Origin of the sequence: Ruegeria lacuscaerulensis, from assembly GCF_013031245.1 — a bacterium.
Classification (GTDB): domain Bacteria; phylum Pseudomonadota; class Alphaproteobacteria; order Rhodobacterales; family Rhodobacteraceae; genus Ruegeria; species Ruegeria lacuscaerulensis_C.
The window spans coordinates 1-17554 of the sequence record NZ_WPZL01000006.1 but is presented as its reverse complement, the minus strand read 5'-3'; the positions used below and the strand labels follow the sequence as shown (position 1 = coordinate 17554).

The following is a 17554-nucleotide window of genomic DNA, read 5'->3' as shown; positions in this document are numbered from 1 at the left end:
TCAAACGATCTCCAATATTGGGGAGCCCAGAACCTCCGGGTCCGGGTCAACACCTAAACCCGGACCTTCGGGCGGGGCAATCCGGCCATTTTCACGGTTTTGTGCGTCCGGGCAGACGCGCGGAGACACATAAGACGACAGATCACAGGTGTTCAGCAGTGACCCATGCGGGGTCGAGGCCGCGAAATGCAAAGAGGCGGCGGTGACGATATCTGACCCCCAAGTGCATTCGGCACAAATTTCGGCCCCCAGATGCACGGTCAGATCCCGCGCCCGGCGCATGGCGGACAACCCGCCAAACTTCGACAGTTTCAGCGCCACAGCATCCATGCAACCCAGAGCGTGCGCTTGCATCAGCGAAGCCAGATCAAAGGCGTTTTCGTCGATCTTCATCGGTAACCCGGTCGCCTGCCTGACGGCGGCGCAGTCTTCGATTGTTTTACAAGGCTGTTCCAGCATGACATCCAGATGCGCCACGGCCCGCCCGGTGCGCGTGGCCTGCAACCGCGAAGCGCCGCAATTCCAGTCGCCATAGACCAAAGGCCCCGGCCCAACGGCCTCACGCACTTTGATAAGTCGTTCCGCATCGGCCTGCCAGTCGCCTTCGACGCCCAGTTTGACCTGAAACTGACGAATGCCGGTCTGGTAAGCGGTCTTGGCAATCCGGGCCATGTCTTCGGGCGCGATACAGGTGATCGAATGATAAAGCGGCATGTCCTTCCGCGTGCGCCCACCCAACAGCGCATAGACCGGCAGGCCAGAGGCCCGCCCGAACAGATCCCACAGCGCTATATCGACGATGGATTTTGCATAAGGGTGGCCCTGCAGAAAGCCGTCGAGCTTGCGCATCGGCGCATCGACACCGAACGGCGACATGCCAAGAACCTCCGGCCCCATCTCGGCCACTGCCGCGGGCACACCGTCGGCAAAGGCAGGCAGGTAATGAGGAATCGGACAGACCTCGCCCCATCCTTTCAGGCCTTTGTCCGTCTCAAGACACAGGATATGAGATGTCACGGTCGCGCAGGTCTTGCCTTCGGCCATGTGATAGGTCTCATGGCTGGTCAGGTCGACAGACCACAGCATTATCCTGTTGATCTTCATCCGTAAACTCCAACCGGATCGCCCAGAGTGTCTTCGTCCGGTTGCACACCAAGACCCGGTGTTTCCGGCAGGTGCAGATGCCCGTCGATGTTGCGCGGCCCGCGACCGCCGGCGATATCGACGGTGATCATGTCCTGACAGGCCCAGACGGCGTGGCAATTGTCATCCGGGATGGTCGCGGCCAGATGCAGCGCCTCAGTATCGGCCAGAACCGAGCCGCCCGTGGCCATCACGAACATATCTATCCCGTGCGCCAGTGCGATATCCCGCATCCGCGCTGCCTTGGTCAGACCGCCGACGCGGTTCAATTTGATCCCAAACACTTCGGCCAGCCCGTCGCGGGCAATCCGAGCGGCGTCCTGCAATGTCACAAGGCTTTCATCCACAGAAACGGGGGAAGCGTGCCGGTCGGAAATCGCGGCGATGTCATCCAGCGTCTCGCCCGGTTGCTCGAACATGACGTTGAGGTCCTCACAGGCGCTCATCACCCGCAGAGCCTGCTGTCGGGTCCAGCCGCGATTTACGTCATAAAGGACAATCTCACCGGGTCGCCGGGTGCTTTCGACATCCCGCACGCGGGCAATGTCGCGTTCCACGTCGCCGCCGATCTTCACTGAATGCGCGACATAGCCGCGGCTGCGATACCGCTCCATCACATCGCGGGTTTCTTCCACGGTCTTGGCACCGACCGAGGATGCAATCGGTCGCGGCGTCCGCGATCCGCCCCCCATCAGGTCGGCGATCGGCAAGCCCGCCGCCTGACCAGCAATATCCCAGCACGCCATATCGACGGGGCTTTTGGCATAAAGATGCCCCGGCAAAGCGATATCCATCGCACGTTCGACATCCAAGACCCGGCGCGGATCAAGGCCAAGGATGAACGGTGCCATCGTCTGAATGCCCGCCCGAATACCCGGCCCATGCGCGGGGACGTAAGTGTGCCCCCAGGGGGTGCCCTCTCCCCAGCCGACCAGACCCGTATCGGTTTCGATCTTCACAATTGTCGCGTCGAGGGTCTCAAATTTCAACCGTCCACCGGACAGCCAATAGGGATGCTCCAGCGGCAGGTCGACTTGGTGAACTGTGATGGTTTTGATCTTCATAATGCATACTCCGCCACCGGCGCACCGAGACTTTCGAAATCAGGGGTCACACCTAATCCAGGCAAGTCGGACGCATAAAGCTTGCCATCCTGCGACATCGGCCCGCCGATTCCAGTTGAGCAGGTGTTGTAATTCATCAGATCGGTCGTGCCCTGCAGGTATTCCGACGGCGTAGACGCGGCGAAATGCGCGACGGCCGAAGTGGTTATTTCTCCGCCCCACGTATCTTCGCTGACGACGGGAATGCGGTTTTCGACCAGATAGTCCCGCACCCGCCGTGCCTTGCTGAGACCGCCGAGATTGGAGATTTTCAGACAGCAGATTTCGGCCCCCCGATCCGCAACGATCCGTTGAGCCACGTGCATACCGGTTACACATTCATCCAGCTTCATCGGTTGTTCGGCCACGCGACGCACCTGTTGGCATTCCTCATAGGTGCGGCAGGGCTGTTCCAGAATGAAATCCAGATCCCGCGTCGCCCGGGCCACCCGGATTGCATTGTCCACACGCCAGCCCTGATTTGCGTCCGCCATCGCTTTCTCACCCGTATTCAGCAGCGGCACAGTGGTGCGTATCCGGTCAATGTCGCTGGCCCAATCGCTACCGACCTTGATCTGGAACTGGCGATAGCCCTGATCCCGATAGCGGTTCATCTCGGCGATGGTCTCATCGGTCGCCTTTTGCGGCGCGACCCGGTACATCGGCGCGCCATCGGTCAGCTTGCCGCCCAGCAGCATCCAGACCGGCTGAGCGCAGGCCTGCCCGAAAATGTCCCAGCACGCCGCATCGAACGGTGCCTTGGCATAGCCATGCCCCTGAACCAGATGGTCCATCAACTGTTCGATCCGACCCACCTGTAGCGGGTCTTCGCCCAGCAGCGATGGTGCCACCAGACGCGCCAGCGCGGGCACACCTTCGGAATGGGCCATCATGTAGTTTTCACCGCAGGGCGTGAATTCGCCACATCCCTGCAAGCCTGCGTCGGTGTCGATCACGACTACCGACGCAATCGCCGTTTCAATCGCATTGCCCGCACCCCAGACATAAGCGCCGCCAACATAGGGCAGACCGGCCTGGTATATTCGGATCCGGGTAATCTTCATGCGGCATCCATTCTGGGCAAATCACCCATGCCCTCGCCCCGCCACAATACGAACGTCAGGATCGGCTGATCCGTCGTGACCATCGCGTGGCTCTGCCAGCTTTTGTGCATACGTGTCTGATCGGTACCCACGTAGGTCACGTCGCCTTCAACCTTGAACAACGCACCACCTGCAAGGGTCAGATACATCTCTTCTGCCTGATGGCTGTGCCAGTCATAATTCAGAGCAGCCCCCCAATAACCCACATAGCCACGCAGCTGGGTCGAATGGAAATGTCCAGTCGGGCCGAACAGCTCGTAATACCCATAGCGGTTGAGGAAATCCGCGCCGACCTCTTCTTCCGTATAGGTGTGTTTCCAATGGGCCAGATGCGCGGTTGCCTTGATCGCCTGGGTCAGCGCATCGGTTCGGTTACTGCCTTCAACGTCGAATTCCTGCACGAGATCTGTTGCGGGAGTCGGGCTTGGCTGCAGCCCCGTCGACGTCAGATCCGAAGGCCACGCGCCAAAGCCTGAAAGATCGGGATGGCCAAGATGAAGTTGCCGCGCGGCCTCCAATACGTCGTCCATTGTCATGGGGTCACCACGATGTTTCCGGTGTGCTTTTTGGCGATGAATGCCGCCTGCGCCTCGCGCAGCTTCTCAAGTGGGTAAGTCGCGGCAAGGGCGGGTTTGATCTCACCTGCTTCGATGTATTTCACGAGGTTTTGCATCACCTGCGGGTCGATCACCGTTGATCCGGTGAATGTCAGGTCGCGCAGGTAAAAGGTCCGCAGGTCGAACTCGACCATCGGCCCGGCAATCGCGCCCGAGCAGGTATAGCGCCCGCCCCGTTCCAGTATGTCGATCAGGTTCGGCCAATAGGGGCCGCCGACCACGTCCGCGACCACGGTGATCTGTTCAGGGCCCAGCGCCGCACGCAGGTTCTCGGGCGCGCGGGGCAGAATCATGTCGGGGCCAAGCTCGGCCACATCGGCGTGCTTCGCCTCGGACGCCAGTGCAATCACGCGAGCGCCCCGGCGCTTTGCCAATTGCACCAGCGCACCGCCAACGCCACCAGAGGCACCGGGGACCAAAACCGTGTCCTTGTCAGTCACAGCGGCACGGGTCAGCATCCCCTCGGCGGTGGAATACGAACAGGAAAACGTCGCCAGTTCCGCATCCGACAAGCCCGAGTTGATCGGTACGGCATTTACGGCCAGCGTTGTGGCGTATTCCGCGAACCCGCCATCCCGTTCCGAGCCGAAATAGCCGGTCTTGTCCTTGTTGTCCGGATCGCTGGGGTCGCGCAGCCAGCCGTCGGTGATGACGCGTTCTCCGATACGAACTCTATCCACGCCTTCGCCCACGGCCACGATGTGCCCGCAGATGTCGGCCCCTTGAATACGCGGGAAAGTGATCGGCGCGCCGCCCCAGGTTGGGTCCTCGTCACCGACTTCCTCGAACGCTCCGCCGGTCGTCGCGTCGGTCACGGTTTTCGAGTACCAGCCCGACCGCGTATTGACGTCGGTGTTGTTCAGACCACAGGCGGCAACCTTGATCAGAACCTCTCCGGCGGCGGGTTCAGGGCGCGGCCAGTTCTTGTGCAGCACCATCTGTTCCAAGCCGCCATGGCCCATCGTGACCATGGCTTTCATCGTGTCGGGCAGGCTCATACCGCGGTCTCCAAAATGGCGTCGGTGCGGGGCCGCAGGCTTTCGGGGTCATAGGCCGGTTCGCCCAGAACACGGGCCGCGCGGGGTTTGCCGTGGATCACGACCTCCAACTCGGTTCCGGCTTCGGAGGCCTCGGGATTGATGTAGGCAAAGGCCAGGATCTTGCCGACCGTGTGGCTAAAGGCCACCGAGGCAGTCGAGCCCACGACACAGCAGTCCAGCAGGACCGCCTCGCCGCCATGGCCATCGACCTCGCCATCCGGTTCGATTTCCAGATAGGCGCAGATCCAGGGCAGATCAGAATTCAAGGTCTTGTCCTTGCCCAGATACTCCTTGTCTGTACGGGCAAAGCGCAGCACATCAGCCTCGGCCAGAGTGACCTCGTTGGTCAACTCACCCGCACCTTTGAAGCCCTTCTCCATCCGCATCACGTTCATGGCAAAGCTGCCATAGTCGGTGATCCCATGCGACTGACCCGCAGCCCAAAGCGCGTTGTAGACGTCAAGACAGGCGCCGTTGGGCATGTGCAGCTCCCAGCCGAGTTCCCCGGCATAGGACATGCGGAAGGCCCAGACCTTGTGCCCCGCGATGGTGATTTCCTGCGCCGACAGCCAGCGGAAACCGGCATTGCTCAAATCCGCATCGGTGCAGCGGGACAAGACGTCGCGCGATCGGGGGCCATTCAGCGACAGGGCCGACCAGTCGGCGGACAGCGCGGTGATCTGCACATCCTCATCAGCGCACTGGTGTGCCAGATGATCCAGTAGGCGCTGTTCAAAGAAAGCTGCACAGACCAGATAGAAGCGGTCCTCGGCCATGCGGACAATCGTCGTCTCCAATTCGATCCGCCCGCGTCGGTTCAGCATATGCGTCAGTGTGATCGAGCCCACCTTTTGCGGCATCCGGTTGGCGGTCAACCGGTCCAGCAGGGCATAGGCGTCCGGGCCAGAGACCTCGACCTTGGTGAAAGCGGTGACATCCATGATACCGACGCGTTCGCGGACCGCTTTGACCTCAGCTGCGACGATGTCGTCTGCCGGTGTGCGACGGAAGGAATAGTGATCGCGCTGTTCGACCCCGTCCCGTGCGAACCAGCGGGGGCGCTCAAAACCATACACCTCCTCATGCACCGCGCCTTTGGAGTTCAGCAGTTCATACAGCGGCGACGACTTGATCGGACGGCCTTCCAGGCGATTGAAATGCGGAAAGGGGATTTCGTGACGCAGGCAGTAGTCTTCCTCAGCCTTGATCACCTGCCAGTCCTTGTTGGCATACGCCCCAAACCGGCGCGGGTCGAATTCGCGCATCGAAATATCCGCCGCCCCATGCACCATCCAGCGCGCCAGCTCACGGGTCAGACCTGGCCCCCAGCCGATGCCGATCTGCGTTCCGCAACAGCACCAATAGTTCCGAACACCCGGCGCAGGGCCGATCAACGGGTTGCCATCGGGGGGATGCGAAATCGCGCCATGTACGTCGCGTTGAATGCCCAGTTCAGCAAAGATCGGCATCCGGTTCAGGCTTTCTTCAAGCCACGGCATCACCCGGTCGTAGTCCGCATCGAACAACCAGTTTTCGTATTCCCAGGGGCAATGATCATGCCAGACCGAGTTCGGGTTCTCTTTTTCGTAAATCCCGATTAGTCCGCGCTGCTGCTCCATCCGGATATAGCCCGAGACTTTGCGGTCATCGCGGATCACCGGCAGTTCGGTGTCCAGGTACTGGAACTCCGGCACCGGCTCGGTCACGAAGTAATGGTGGGTCATCGAAGTCATGGGCAGTTGTAGCCCCGACCATTCGCCCATCTGACGGGCATAGGTGCCGCCCGCGTTCACCACATGCTCACAAGTTATGGTGCCCTGTTCGGTCTCTACTACCCATTCGCCATTGCCGACCTGCGTAATGTTGGTGGCCCGGCAGTTGCGGAAGATGCGCACACCCTTTTGACGCGCGCCAGTTGCCATCGCCATGGTGACGTTGGTCGGGTCCACATGGCCATCGTCGGGCGTATGCAGCGCGCCCAACACGCCGTCGAGATTGTAGAACGGGTGCAGCTCCGCCACCTTTTCGGGGCCGACTAATTCGATATTGAACCCAAGCGAGCGACCAACGGACAGGGTGTGGCGCAACCAGTCCATCTCATCCTCAATATAGGCCAGTCGGAACGATCCGCAGCCATGCCATGTCACCGGCTGGCCGGTCTCTGCCTCAAGCGCACCTGAATACAAACCAATGTTGTAGTCCACACATTTGCCCAGCCCAAAGCTCGATGTTGAATGTGTGATCTGCCCTGCCGCATGCCAGGTGCTGCCGCTGGTCAGTTCAGCCTTTTCCAGCAGGACAGTATCCTCGCCCCACCCTTCATGCGCCAGATGATAGGCCAGACCGACCCCCATGACACCTCCGCCCACGATCACCACGCGGGCATGTGACGGCAGTTCGTTCCCGGACATGATTTTTCCTCTTCCCGAGTCGCGTTTCTGCTCGACAGGCTAATTCCACAATTGTACCATCGTCAATCATGAATGACACAAATGTATCATCAACGGTTCTGGATCGCCTGTCCGAGGAATGGGACGCCCTGACGCCCGAGGCGCAGAAGGCCGCGCGTTACGTATTGGAAAACCCAACGGATGTTGGGGTTTCGACGGTGCGCGAAATTGCCGAGGCCGCCAGGGTCAAACCCAACACCTTCGTCCGCATGGCGCGACAGGTAGGTTTCGAAGGGTACGAGGATTTCCGCGCACCGTTCCGCGAAGCGATTCGCCAGGGCAAGGTGTCGTTTCCTGACCGTGCCCGCTGGTTGCAGGAAATCGGCAAGTCCGGAGAGTTAGGCGGGCTTTACGCCGACATGATCGGCGCCGCGATCCGCAATATCGAGGACACCTTTGGTGGGATTGACCCTGAACGCTTGAAGACCGCCGCCGAGGATATCTGGAACTGCCGCCAGATTTTCACGCTGGGCGTGGGCGTTAACAACTCGAACGCGCGCAACTTCACCTATCTGGCGTCCACGGGGATGAAGCAGTTCCACGCCATCCCTCGGCCCGGCTCGACACCGGTCGACGATCTGGCCTGGGCCGATGAGCAGGATGTGCTGATTGCGATCACTTGCCGCCCCTACCGAACCGAGGTGATCGACGCAATCAAGCTGGCGCGGCAACAGGGCCTGACGGTTATTGGTCTTTCGGACAGCCCGGCCAGCCCAGTGATCCTGAACGCACACCACGGTTTTGTCGTTGCCGCCGACACACCGCAATTCTTTCCGTCATCCGTCTCGACCATCGCTTTGCTGGAAACGCTGCTGTCTTTCGTGATCGCGGTTTCCAGTGATGAGATAGTCGAACGGGTGGAACAGTTTCATCGTCGCCGCCACCAACTTGGCCTCTACGCGGAGGAGCCGGAATGAACGCACCGCTGACCCACTCATTGGACGCGCGTTATTACACCGACCCTGCGGTTTTCGCGGTCGAGATGCAGGGCCTATTGTCCAGAACGTGGCAGTTCGCGGGCCATGTCGCGCAGGTACGGGAAACCGGCGACTATTTCGCCTTTGAAATCGCCGGGCAGAACCTATTTTGCATTCGCGGCCGTGACGGCGAAATCCGCACCTTCTACAATGTCTGTCAGCACCGCGCGCATGAGATGGTTTCCGGCGCCGGGAATACCCGCGTCGTTGTCTGCCCTTACCACGCCTGGACCTATGAACTGTCGGGCCAATTGCGCGCCGGGCCGAACATCAAATCCGTTCCTGGCTTTGACCGCAGCACAATCTGCCTGACTTCGGTCCGCACGGAAATCTTCAACGGCTTCATCTTCGTCAATCTGGACGACAACGCCGCCCCGATGGACGAATGGTATCCCGGCGTGCGCGAAGAAATCCACGCCTTTGTCCCTCAGATCGACGATCTGGAGCCACTGGAATGGGTCGAGATTGCGGAAAACTGCAACTGGAAGGTCAGTGTCGAGAACTACTCGGAATGCTACCATTGCCCGACCAACCACCCGACCTTTGCCGAAGGAGTGGTCAAGCCCGAGACCTATGACATCCAACCGGATGTCGGCGGCGGTTACGTCCTGCGTCACATGACAGAGTGTCAGAGCCTCGACAAGATGACCTATCCTATCGACATGTCCGTCCCCCATGCGGGCGACTATCAGTCTTGGTTTCTGTGGCCGATGTTCTCGTTCCAGTGCTACCCGGGCAATGTGCTGAACACCTACCACTGGCGCGCAAATGATGCCGACCACTGCACCGTCTGGCGTGGTTGGTACACCGAGGGCGGATCGGAAAGCGCGGTAATCCGGCAACTGGCCGTGCAGGATCGCGAAACCACGGTCGAAGAAGATATTCGTCTGGTTGAATCCGTTCACCGCGGTCTGAAATCCCGCGGTTACCGCCCCGGCCCGCTGGTACTGGATCCGGGGTGTGGCGTGATGTCGGAACACTCGATTGCACGGCTGCAGCAATGGATGCGTGAGGCTGTTGATCCGTGAAAGGAACATTAATCACATGATGATGCCCGAAGACTGGCGCCCGGAACACAAACTGTTTCCGCATCAGGTCGGCTTTACATGCCCACCTTTCGACTTTGACGCCGCCCCGTCGGATTTCCTGCGCATGTGCCCGGAAACGGTCGGCGTGCATGGCTGGATGCTGCATGTGCCGGACTATGTGCACGGGCTGGACCAGCGGAAACAAAACTTCGGGATGCTCGAGGATTTCGTGCATTGCATGTCCCGAAACGGGATCGATGTCTGCGGGCAGGTCGGCTCGAACTGGGTACACGCCTGCGGGCTGGGAGTCGAAGGCGTTCAGCAGCACTGCGCGGACCTTTCGGACAAATATGGCATACAGTTTCACATGGCGGGATACGCCATGGTCGAAGCCCTGCGTGAAATGAATGTCGAAAAGGTCGCCCTAAACGCTGCATACCATTGGCCCGAATGGTGGCAAGGCACGGTCGGGTTTCTGCAAGAGGCCGGGTTCGATGTGCTCTACGCGGGCAACTTCCACGATCAGGGCTGGTTCGGCAGTCAGGAAGAGGTCAATTCCTTCCGCTGGGTTTTCGCTGGCGACCTGGCCCTGAAGAGTTTCGAATACGTCGCCGACAAAGCCCCGCAGGCGGATGCCATCCTGATCAACGGCATGTGCAACTTTCGCACCGGCGCGGACGGCTTGCCGCAGCGTCCCCTGCATTTGGCCGAACAACTGGAAGACGCGTTGGGCAAACCGGTGATCGGCCACGACATCGCCCTTTACTGGCGCATCTTCAAATCACTCGGGCTGTCGCCCGCAATGCAGCACGGGCAGTTGCTGAAACGGCTATAGACTTTCACCTCTGGAGTATCCGCGACATGCACAAAATCCTCGCGCTTTGGGCGGTGCCCCGATCCACCTCGACCGCCTTTGAGTGGATGATGCGGCAGCGCGGCGATCTGGATTGTCTGCACGAACCCTTCGGCGAGGCCTGGTATCAGGGCGAAGACCCGCTCTGGCATCGGTTTCAGCCCGGAGACGTGACAACGCCGGGCCTGACGCTGGACAGCGTGTGGGCCGACATTCAGGAACGGGCGGAAAAAGGCCCGGTCTTTCTCAAGGATTTCCCGCATTACATCAATCACATGTGGGATGCGGAATTCCTGTCCCACTTCAACCACGCCTTCCTGATCCGCGACCCGGCAAAAACGATCACCTCGATGTACAAGCAATGGCCCGATTTTGCCGAGGGCGAAGTGGGTTTCCCCGAGCAACGCGCCCTGTTCGATCTGATAACGGCTTTGAACGGCACACCTCCGCCGGTGATCGACAGTGATGACCTGCTGGAAGACCCGCACGCGATGACCCGGAAATTCTGCGAGGCAGTGGGCATTCCCTTCCTCGAAGACGCCTTAACCTGGGAACCCGGCGGTGACCCCTCTGCCCACAGTTGGTGGGACGGAGGGTCGTTTCACGGCAACCTCGCCAAATCGACCGGGATTGCCCCTCAGCCGCGTAAATACATCTCGATCGACGACGCACCAAAGCGGGTAAAACAGGTGCATCGTCGTATGGTGCCGCACTATGATCACCTGTACAAACACCGCCTGACACCCTGAAGAACCGGAGACCATAATGGCTGACATTTTCGACGAAGATCTTTTCCTCAAAGGGCTGGAACAACGAAAAAGCACGCTCGGCGCGGAGTATGTAGAAAAGAACCTGGCGGCTGCAGATGACTTCACACGACCTTTTCAGGAGGCAATGACCGCCTGGTGCTGGGGCTTTGGTTGGGGCGACGATGTGATCGACGCCAAAACCCGATCAATGATGAACCTGTCGATGATCGGTGCATTGGGCAAAATGCATGAATGGGAGCTTCACTGCAAAGGCGCGATCAACAACGGTGTCACCCCCGACGAGATCCGGGCCATCATCCATGTGGTCGGTATTTACTGCGGCGTGCCCCAGGCACTCGAGTGCTTTCGCGCCGCCCGCAAAGTCCTGGAAGCTGAATGACGCCAAGGCCGGGGTCACCACCCAAAATGCTGTCTGGGAAGGAGTGACGTTCAATAACCTGCCTGCACGCGCGGCGTATCATGACCCAAACAATGCAAGAGGCTTTGATCGAGAGACAAGCGTTGAACAGACTGAGGTCAAATTTCAATAACGCCTCAATTCCCAGATTGGTATTCACGGCCGCTCACGTTCAAGACAGCCATGCTAACAAGGCCTCGACAGGGGCAAGAGGCCTTACTGCAAAACTGATTATCTGTAAGGCGCGGCGTCTGATACCGGATCGCCTCAGACCAAGGTCGGTGGTCCGCTTGGCGTTTGTAGTTCATATTCGGTTTCGTAATGGGTGTAAGAATAACTGATCTGACGATTGGCAACTGGTCATTGTCGAGGGTCTTCCTCGCGGCCAGTATTGTAGTCATGGGATCTGCTACCGCGATAGTCGGGATTTGGGTGTCAAATCGGATCGAGAACGCCGTTGTACAGAACTCCGCCAATTCTGCGGCTCTCTATATGGAAAGCATCGTGTCTCCGCTCAGCCAGGAACTGGCCCACGGCGACCACCTTTCCGTACAAGCGAGCAGAGCGCTGGAAGAGATATTCCAGACGCAGCCGATGCGTGATCGCATTGTCTCTTACAAGTTTTGGAAACAGGGCGGATTGATTGCGCATGCCTCGGACCCAGCCATTATTGGCAGCAGCTTTCAGCCAACTGACGATCTGAGGAAAGCGTGGGCGGGGGAAATCTCCGGATCATTCGAGGAACTCGATCACGCGGAAAGCGCCGCAGAGGCGGAACTTGGTATCCCGTTACTTGAAGTCTACAGCCCCATTCGGGAGATTTGGTCCGGTGAAATAATTGCGGTTGCCGAGTTTTACGAACGATCCGATCAGCTGGAACAGGACATGGCCCGCGCCCGCAGAACAAGCTGGCTGGTTGTCGCCTCAGCATTTGTGGCAAGTTCGATTGTCCTGCTTTCCATTGTTGCGATAGGTGACAACACCATTCGACGGCAAGGGCAGCTTCTGAACAAGCGGCTTTCCGAAAGCGAAAAGATGGCCAGGCAAAATGCCGTGCTTCGGTCACGGGTGATAGAGGCATCGGAACGCTACGCCGCTCAAACAGACCGGTTCCTCAGGAATCTCGGTTCCGAGTTGCATGATGGGCCTGCGCAATACTTGTCGCTTGCGGCCCTTCGATTGGAGGCAGCCTTTCCTGTCGGGTCCGAGATGCCCAGGGAGGCCGAAGAAATCCAGCAATCCATACAGAAATCTCTGGCAGAAATTCGGGCTTTATCGCGGGGCCTTTCTGCTCCGGACCTAGAAAACCTGACCCTTGCGGATGTCGTGAAGCGAGCCGTCGAAGATCACGCGGAACACAGCCCCTTGCGGCCGGAAATCTCATACCGGGGCAGCCAGCCGCCTGAATTGTCGTTCTCAGACAAACTCTGCGTTTTTCGGTTCCTGCAGGAAACGCTTTCTAATGCAGCGAGATATGCACCCTCGGCGCAGTGCAATGTCCGTTGCCAGGTAGAAAGCGATAGCATCGCAATCAGCGTCAGCGACGACGGTCCCGGATTTGACCCTGCAGACGAAACTATACTGCGTAACGACGGAGGTCAGGGACTGATGGGATTGCGAGACCGCGTGGAAAGCATCGGCGGCAGGTTTGAGGTGGCGTCCCGTCCGGGCAACGGCACCAGCATTACGATGACATTATTCCCCAGACACATGAGTGTATCATGACCACAACTGTCGTATTAGCAGACGACCATCCGATTTTCAGGGATGGATTGCACCGAACACTGGACGAGGCTGAAGGGTTCAAGGTTCTCGCTGCCGGAGCAAGCGCAGAAGAAGCCATTGCGCTTGTAGGCACTCATCAACCCGACATTGCGATCCTTGACCTTTCGATGCCCGGCGGTGGCTTGCAGGCTACACGCCAAATCGCCGCGATGGCAAACCCGCCTTTCATCGCAATCCTGACAGTCTCAGAGAACAGCAGCGACGTTGCAGATACTCTGGAGGCGGGTGCGACAGGGTATATAGTGAAAGGTGTAACGGGTAGTGAATTGATTTCATCTCTGCGAAGCATCGCAGCCGGAGAAGGATTTGTTTCACCCGGTTTGGCTTCACGCGTACTGCGCGCGATGAGCAATGACAGTGGCACATCAAAAGACAGCGAAGCACTTCAGGACCTCACTCATCGCGAAGAGGAAATCCTTCGGCGCGTTGCCAAGGGGATGAGTAACCGGGAAATAGCCGAAGAGCTAAACCTCCAGGAAAAAACCGTTAAGCACTATATGACGGCAATCTTGTCCAAGCTGCACGCACGAAACCGGGTTGAGGCCGCTCTCATTGCCCACGATGCCTGGAGCAAACAGGAGTGACTGTGCCTCTCTACAGACCAAGGCGGCTTCTCATCAACAGAAACCGCCTTCGTTTTTTTGCGGAGCTTAGCTCAGTTGGCTAACGACTGTAATCTCCGACGATCAGACGCCGTTGCGTTTCTTTCGACAACCGTTCGATTGAAAGGATCTTTGAGTTCGTATCGGCCAAACTCGATTTCTTCTTTCCAACCGTTTGTGTAATTTACTTCGATGTTGTTGCCCTGCCGCTCAATTTTCGCAGGACGGCTTCCTGTAACACCTCCCTGTCCGGAAGAACGCACGTTGTTGATTGAGATACCATTCGCCAGGGACCGAAGCCTTGAAACGTCCGCGCCAGTTGCTGGCCGCTCTTCCACGGTTCGGTTCTGAGCATTCTTTCTTTCGTACCGGCCGTTTTCGATCTCTTCCTTGGTTCCGTCGGAATAACGCACTTCGATACCGTTAGCGTTTGTTTCGACTTTTGTTATCCCGGCTGTGCCCGTTGTCCTGCCCCCAGCCTGAGATCGGTCCTTCTTACCGCTACCTCGGTTAGAACGTTTGGAATCATCATCATCATCGTCGTCATCATCATCGTCGCGACTGCTTTTTCCAGATCCTGAATTGTCGTCCCTGTCGTCATCCCGGTCGTCGTCGCGATCATCATCGCGATCATCATCCCGGTCACCGCCATGCCCGCTGTTGCCTGACCCAGAGTTATCGTCTCTATCATCGTCGCGGTCGTCACCCCGGTCGTCGTCGTCGCCATCCCCATCTTTACCCTTGCCGCTTTTGGCAAATGCGTAAGCTGGTTCAATTTGCAGGCGGCCGTCATCACCAAACTTGGGCACGTACGGTGTCACCGTAATGAACGAGGCCAATGCTGCCGTACTCAGAAGTTGGCCGAGCTTTCTTTGAATCTTCATTTTCGCCTCCGTTGCAAATTGGCGCATTACGCCGCTTGGAAGCCAAATTACTTTCCGTACCGCTTTAACGCATCGGCCTTAGGTCTGACGAATTGAATGTCCAAAGGCCTTAGTCGGCCTGATCTCAGGAAAATATAAAACACGTACCGCTGACCGGATTCACTCCGAGCCAACTTCACTTGCCCGCATGGGAACAACTTTGAGATAGGCCGCAATTGCCAAACGATCATCGTCGCTTAACTGTGATGTGTTTTCAATTACTTCGACCATCTCACCGCCAGCACTGTCGTAATCCGGCGTGAACCCGGATCTCAGATACTCCGCAATGTCGGTCTCGGACCAATCGAGTTGTGCGGCCGTGAGGCCGGGGATGCGCCCTTTTCCACTGGGATTTGGCGCGCCGGTCAACCAAAGATCACGTTTCAATCCGCCTAGTTTGTTTCGCGGCGTATGGCACTCGGTGCAGTGACCCAAAGCTTCTACCAGATATCGACCTCGCAATTGTTGGTCAGTCAACTCGCCATCAACAACCCAACCCGGCTCCATGAAAAGCAGTTTCCATCCTCCCAAACTGCGCCGGATATTGAACGGAAAGCCAACGTCATGGGCCTCACTTTCGGTCACGACCGCCGGCAGGGTGTTCAGAAACGCATGGAGTGACACAATGTCTTCCATTGTCATGTTGGCGTAAGATGTATACGGAAAGGCCGGGTAATAATGTTGTCCATTGGGTCCGGTCCCATGGACGAGGGCATTCGCCAAGCCCTCAGCTGACCAAGCACCGATTCCAACGTCTGGATCACTGGAGATGTTGGGTGCAACGAATGTGCCGAAGTCGGTTTTGAACCTCCGCCCGCCGGCAAGCATGAGCTTTTCCTCTCCGCTGGCGCCGGGGGCAGAGTGGCACGACGCGCATCCGCCAGCATAGAAAACCTCCTCGCCTCTTCCGAGGTCAGGGGTGAGACCGCTGACTTGTGCCTGATCGACTCTTTGAGGTCGGGTCATTGCCAAAGCAACCAGCCCGACCAACGCTGCAACTACAGCGGCGGAAATGATCCAACGCCGCACGTCTTAAACCTCATTTGTCTTCTGGCGCTCTGTAAGCTTTGTGACATGCTGAGCAAGCTCCGCCCAGCGGTCCCATTGCTGCCTTCAGAGAATCGACATCCTGTCCTGCCGCAGCCTGCATGGCGACTGCAGCGTCGGCAAGGGCCTGTGCTTTTGTGCCGACATCCGGGAAATTTTCCCAAATATCAGGCAATGCTCGGGTCGAGGGGTCGGATACGTTGTCGGAACCGGCTGGCCACATCTCGGACTGATCGATCTGTAAAACGGCGACTATATTGTTCGCGGCACGTGTTGCTGCCTCGGCGTCATATTCCGTCTCACCCTTGGCCATGCCACCAAGAGTGGCAATATTGAATGAATACAGTTTCATGATCGAAGTACGGGCTTTGATGGCCGGGTTTTCGGTTTCCTGGGCGATAGCTGTTCCAATGACGGCAACAGAAACAAGACCTGCTGCAAGAATTGAATACTTCTTCATCATGACGTGGCTCCCTGTCTAATGTGTTGGATGATAGTTTGAACATTTTTCCTTGCAATTGTTTGTTGTTCGGCTTCACTTGTTAAAATATGAACAAGGAAAACTGGGACGATATTCGCTACTCGCTTGCTGTAAGTCGTTATGGATCGTTGAATGCGGCCGCATCAGCGTTGGGCGTCACACATGCAACAGTGTTGCGCAGAGTCGCGGCATTCGAAGAACGCAATAGTTGCTTGGTTTTTCAAAAAAGCTCTTCAGGATATGCCGTCCTCTCCGGAGCCGGAGCCATCATTTCAGCCATGGAGAATGTGGAAGATGCAATCCTGTCACTAGAGCGGACGATAGTGGGCGCAAATCGATCCCCTGCAGGTCAGGTGCGTATCGCGTCCACCGACAGCCTTTCCCAGCTCGTTCTGCCTCAAATATTGAACGCGATTTCCTCCCAATACCCGAGTTTGGAACTGACCTTGTTAAGCAGTAACAGCCATCATGATCTGACCAGATTGACAGCGGATATCGCTGTGCGGCCATCTATAAAGCTTGGAGAGGGCCTCGTTGGAGAGCGCGCAGGGGAGCTGACATTCGGGATTTATAGTGACGGAGTTTCAAACCGCAAATGGCTGAAACTTGATGGGGCGCTAAGCTCCTCGCTTCCAGCCCAATGGTTGGCTGATCACGTCAAAACCGACGAAATGACCAACGGCGCAGATAGTTTCCTAGTGCTTCAGCAGATGGCTGCATCCGGAATAGGCAAGACCTTTTTACCGTCATTTGTAGGCGACAGGGACTCACGGCTGCACAGGTTGACTATAGGTGACCCCAAAATTGCAGTACCACTGTGGGTCGCGACACTCGAAGAAATAGCACAAACGCCGAGGTTTGCTCTTGTCCAACGAGCCTTAGCTGAGCGGATAAAGCAGGCATTGGCGTCGTGAAACTTTTGCCATTTTGAAACTAACAGTACTTTCCAACCTGCGGCCGAGGAATTTGCCCCGTCAATGGTCAGCGCCGGGATGACAACGGACGTCGTTTTCCATTTAGCGTTCGACAGGTTTGTCCGCAAAACACATGCGTAGTAACGATGTTCGGATACACGATGTTTCCCGCCCCGTTTGCTTCCACAGTGCTTCCAGCGGGGAAGCACAAATAGAAACACCGCCCGAAGGCGGCTTGTAAGTATTTGATTTAATGTTGTTATATTTGGTTGCGGGAGCAGGATTTGAACCTGCGACCTTCAGGTTATGAGCCTGACGAGC

General features: G+C 57.7%; 18 protein-coding genes. 8 read left to right on the top strand and 10 right to left on the bottom strand.

Going from position 1 to position 17554, the window contains the following annotated elements:
* From GOX66_RS09725 to GOX66_RS09700, 6 genes are read right to left on the bottom strand one after another with little or no spacing between them, the layout of a single operon-like run.
* Positions 1-1104: a mandelate racemase/muconate lactonizing enzyme family protein gene (locus GOX66_RS09725; protein WP_170762060.1), complete on the bottom strand. Its 1104-nt coding sequence runs from the start codon at positions 1102-1104 to the stop codon at positions 1-3.
* Positions 1101-2207 carry a mandelate racemase/muconate lactonizing enzyme family protein gene (locus GOX66_RS09720; protein ID WP_170762058.1) on the bottom strand — a complete coding sequence of 369 codons (1107 nt, stop codon included), beginning with the start codon at positions 2205-2207 and terminating at the stop codon, positions 1101-1103. Before GOX66_RS09720 ends, GOX66_RS09725 begins: the two co-directional genes overlap by 4 nt.
* Positions 2204-3310 carry a mandelate racemase/muconate lactonizing enzyme family protein gene (locus tag GOX66_RS09715; RefSeq protein WP_170762056.1) on the bottom strand — a complete coding sequence of 369 codons (1107 nt, stop codon included), beginning with the start codon at positions 3308-3310 and terminating at the stop codon, positions 2204-2206. The genes GOX66_RS09720 and GOX66_RS09715 overlap by 4 nt, the downstream gene beginning before the upstream one ends.
* Complete coding sequence (locus GOX66_RS09710) at positions 3307-3885, bottom strand: dimethylsulfonioproprionate lyase family protein (RefSeq protein ID WP_170762054.1); 579 nt, start codon at positions 3883-3885, stop codon at positions 3307-3309. The genes GOX66_RS09715 and GOX66_RS09710 overlap by 4 nt, the downstream gene beginning before the upstream one ends.
* A complete protein-coding gene (locus GOX66_RS09705; RefSeq protein WP_237212556.1) occupies positions 3882-4964 on the bottom strand; it encodes an alcohol dehydrogenase family protein in 1083 nt (360 codons plus the stop codon). Before GOX66_RS09705 ends, GOX66_RS09710 begins: the two co-directional genes overlap by 4 nt.
* The gene (locus GOX66_RS09700) at positions 4961-7417 is read right to left on the bottom strand and encodes an FAD-dependent oxidoreductase (RefSeq protein ID WP_170762052.1); all 2457 of its coding nucleotides are present in this window, start codon (positions 7415-7417) and stop codon (positions 4961-4963) included. The genes GOX66_RS09705 and GOX66_RS09700 overlap by 4 nt, the downstream gene beginning before the upstream one ends.
* A 68-nt stretch (positions 7418-7485) precedes the next feature.
* Here GOX66_RS09700 and GOX66_RS09695 point away from each other — a divergent pair, with 68 nt between their 5' ends.
* The 7 genes from GOX66_RS09695 (at position 7486) to GOX66_RS09665 (ending at position 13850) form a co-directional block, all read left to right on the top strand.
* The gene (locus GOX66_RS09695; RefSeq protein WP_170762050.1) at positions 7486-8373 is read left to right on the top strand and encodes a MurR/RpiR family transcriptional regulator; all 888 of its coding nucleotides are present in this window, start codon (positions 7486-7488) and stop codon (positions 8371-8373) included.
* On the top strand, positions 8370-9461 hold the full coding sequence (locus tag GOX66_RS09690) for an aromatic ring-hydroxylating oxygenase subunit alpha (RefSeq protein WP_170762048.1): 1092 nt from the start codon (positions 8370-8372) through the stop codon (positions 9459-9461). Before GOX66_RS09695 ends, GOX66_RS09690 begins: the two co-directional genes overlap by 4 nt.
* 16 nt (positions 9462-9477) lie before the next feature.
* A complete protein-coding gene (locus GOX66_RS09685) occupies positions 9478-10296 on the top strand; it encodes an aspartate racemase/maleate isomerase family protein (protein ID WP_214652605.1) in 819 nt (272 codons plus the stop codon).
* 26 nt (positions 10297-10322) lie between these two features.
* Positions 10323-11063: a sulfotransferase-like domain-containing protein gene (locus GOX66_RS09680; RefSeq protein WP_170762046.1), complete on the top strand. Its 741-nt coding sequence runs from the start codon at positions 10323-10325 to the stop codon at positions 11061-11063.
* A 16-nt stretch (positions 11064-11079) separates the two neighbouring features.
* Positions 11080-11463: a carboxymuconolactone decarboxylase family protein gene (locus tag GOX66_RS09675; protein WP_170762044.1), complete on the top strand. Its 384-nt coding sequence runs from the start codon at positions 11080-11082 to the stop codon at positions 11461-11463.
* 450 nt (positions 11464-11913) lie between these two features.
* Positions 11914-13206, top strand: a complete 1293-nt coding sequence (locus tag GOX66_RS26140) for an ATP-binding protein (RefSeq protein WP_170762042.1) — start codon at positions 11914-11916, stop codon at positions 13204-13206.
* Positions 13203-13850 carry a response regulator gene (locus tag GOX66_RS09665; RefSeq protein WP_170762040.1) on the top strand — a complete coding sequence of 216 codons (648 nt, stop codon included), beginning with the start codon at positions 13203-13205 and terminating at the stop codon, positions 13848-13850. Before GOX66_RS26140 ends, GOX66_RS09665 begins: the two co-directional genes overlap by 4 nt.
* A 71-nt stretch (positions 13851-13921) precedes the next feature.
* Here GOX66_RS09665 and GOX66_RS25540 read toward each other — a convergent pair whose 3' ends face one another.
* The 3 genes from GOX66_RS25540 to GOX66_RS09650 all read right to left on the bottom strand — a co-directional run bounded on the left by GOX66_RS25540 (position 13922) and on the right by GOX66_RS09650 (position 16301).
* On the bottom strand, positions 13922-14752 hold the full coding sequence (locus GOX66_RS25540) for a hypothetical protein (RefSeq protein ID WP_174822707.1): 831 nt from the start codon (positions 14750-14752) through the stop codon (positions 13922-13924).
* A 159-nt stretch (positions 14753-14911) separates the two neighbouring features.
* A complete protein-coding gene (locus tag GOX66_RS09655) occupies positions 14912-15820 on the bottom strand; it encodes a c-type cytochrome (RefSeq protein WP_419555557.1) in 909 nt (302 codons plus the stop codon).
* Between the two features lie 10 nt (positions 15821-15830).
* Positions 15831-16301: a c-type cytochrome gene (locus tag GOX66_RS09650; protein WP_170762038.1), complete on the bottom strand. Its 471-nt coding sequence runs from the start codon at positions 16299-16301 to the stop codon at positions 15831-15833.
* A gap of 86 nt (positions 16302-16387) precedes the next feature.
* On the opposite strand from GOX66_RS09650, the gene GOX66_RS09645 reads away from it, so the two are divergent.
* Positions 16388-17233 (top strand): LysR family transcriptional regulator, encoded by an 846-nt coding sequence (locus GOX66_RS09645; RefSeq protein ID WP_170762036.1) that lies wholly within the window; start codon positions 16388-16390, stop codon positions 17231-17233.
* A 102-nt stretch (positions 17234-17335) separates the two neighbouring features.
* Here GOX66_RS09645 and GOX66_RS25590 read toward each other — a convergent pair.
* The coding region (locus tag GOX66_RS25590) for a hypothetical protein (RefSeq protein WP_214652603.1) at positions 17336-17554 on the bottom strand (219 nt) is incomplete at its 5' end.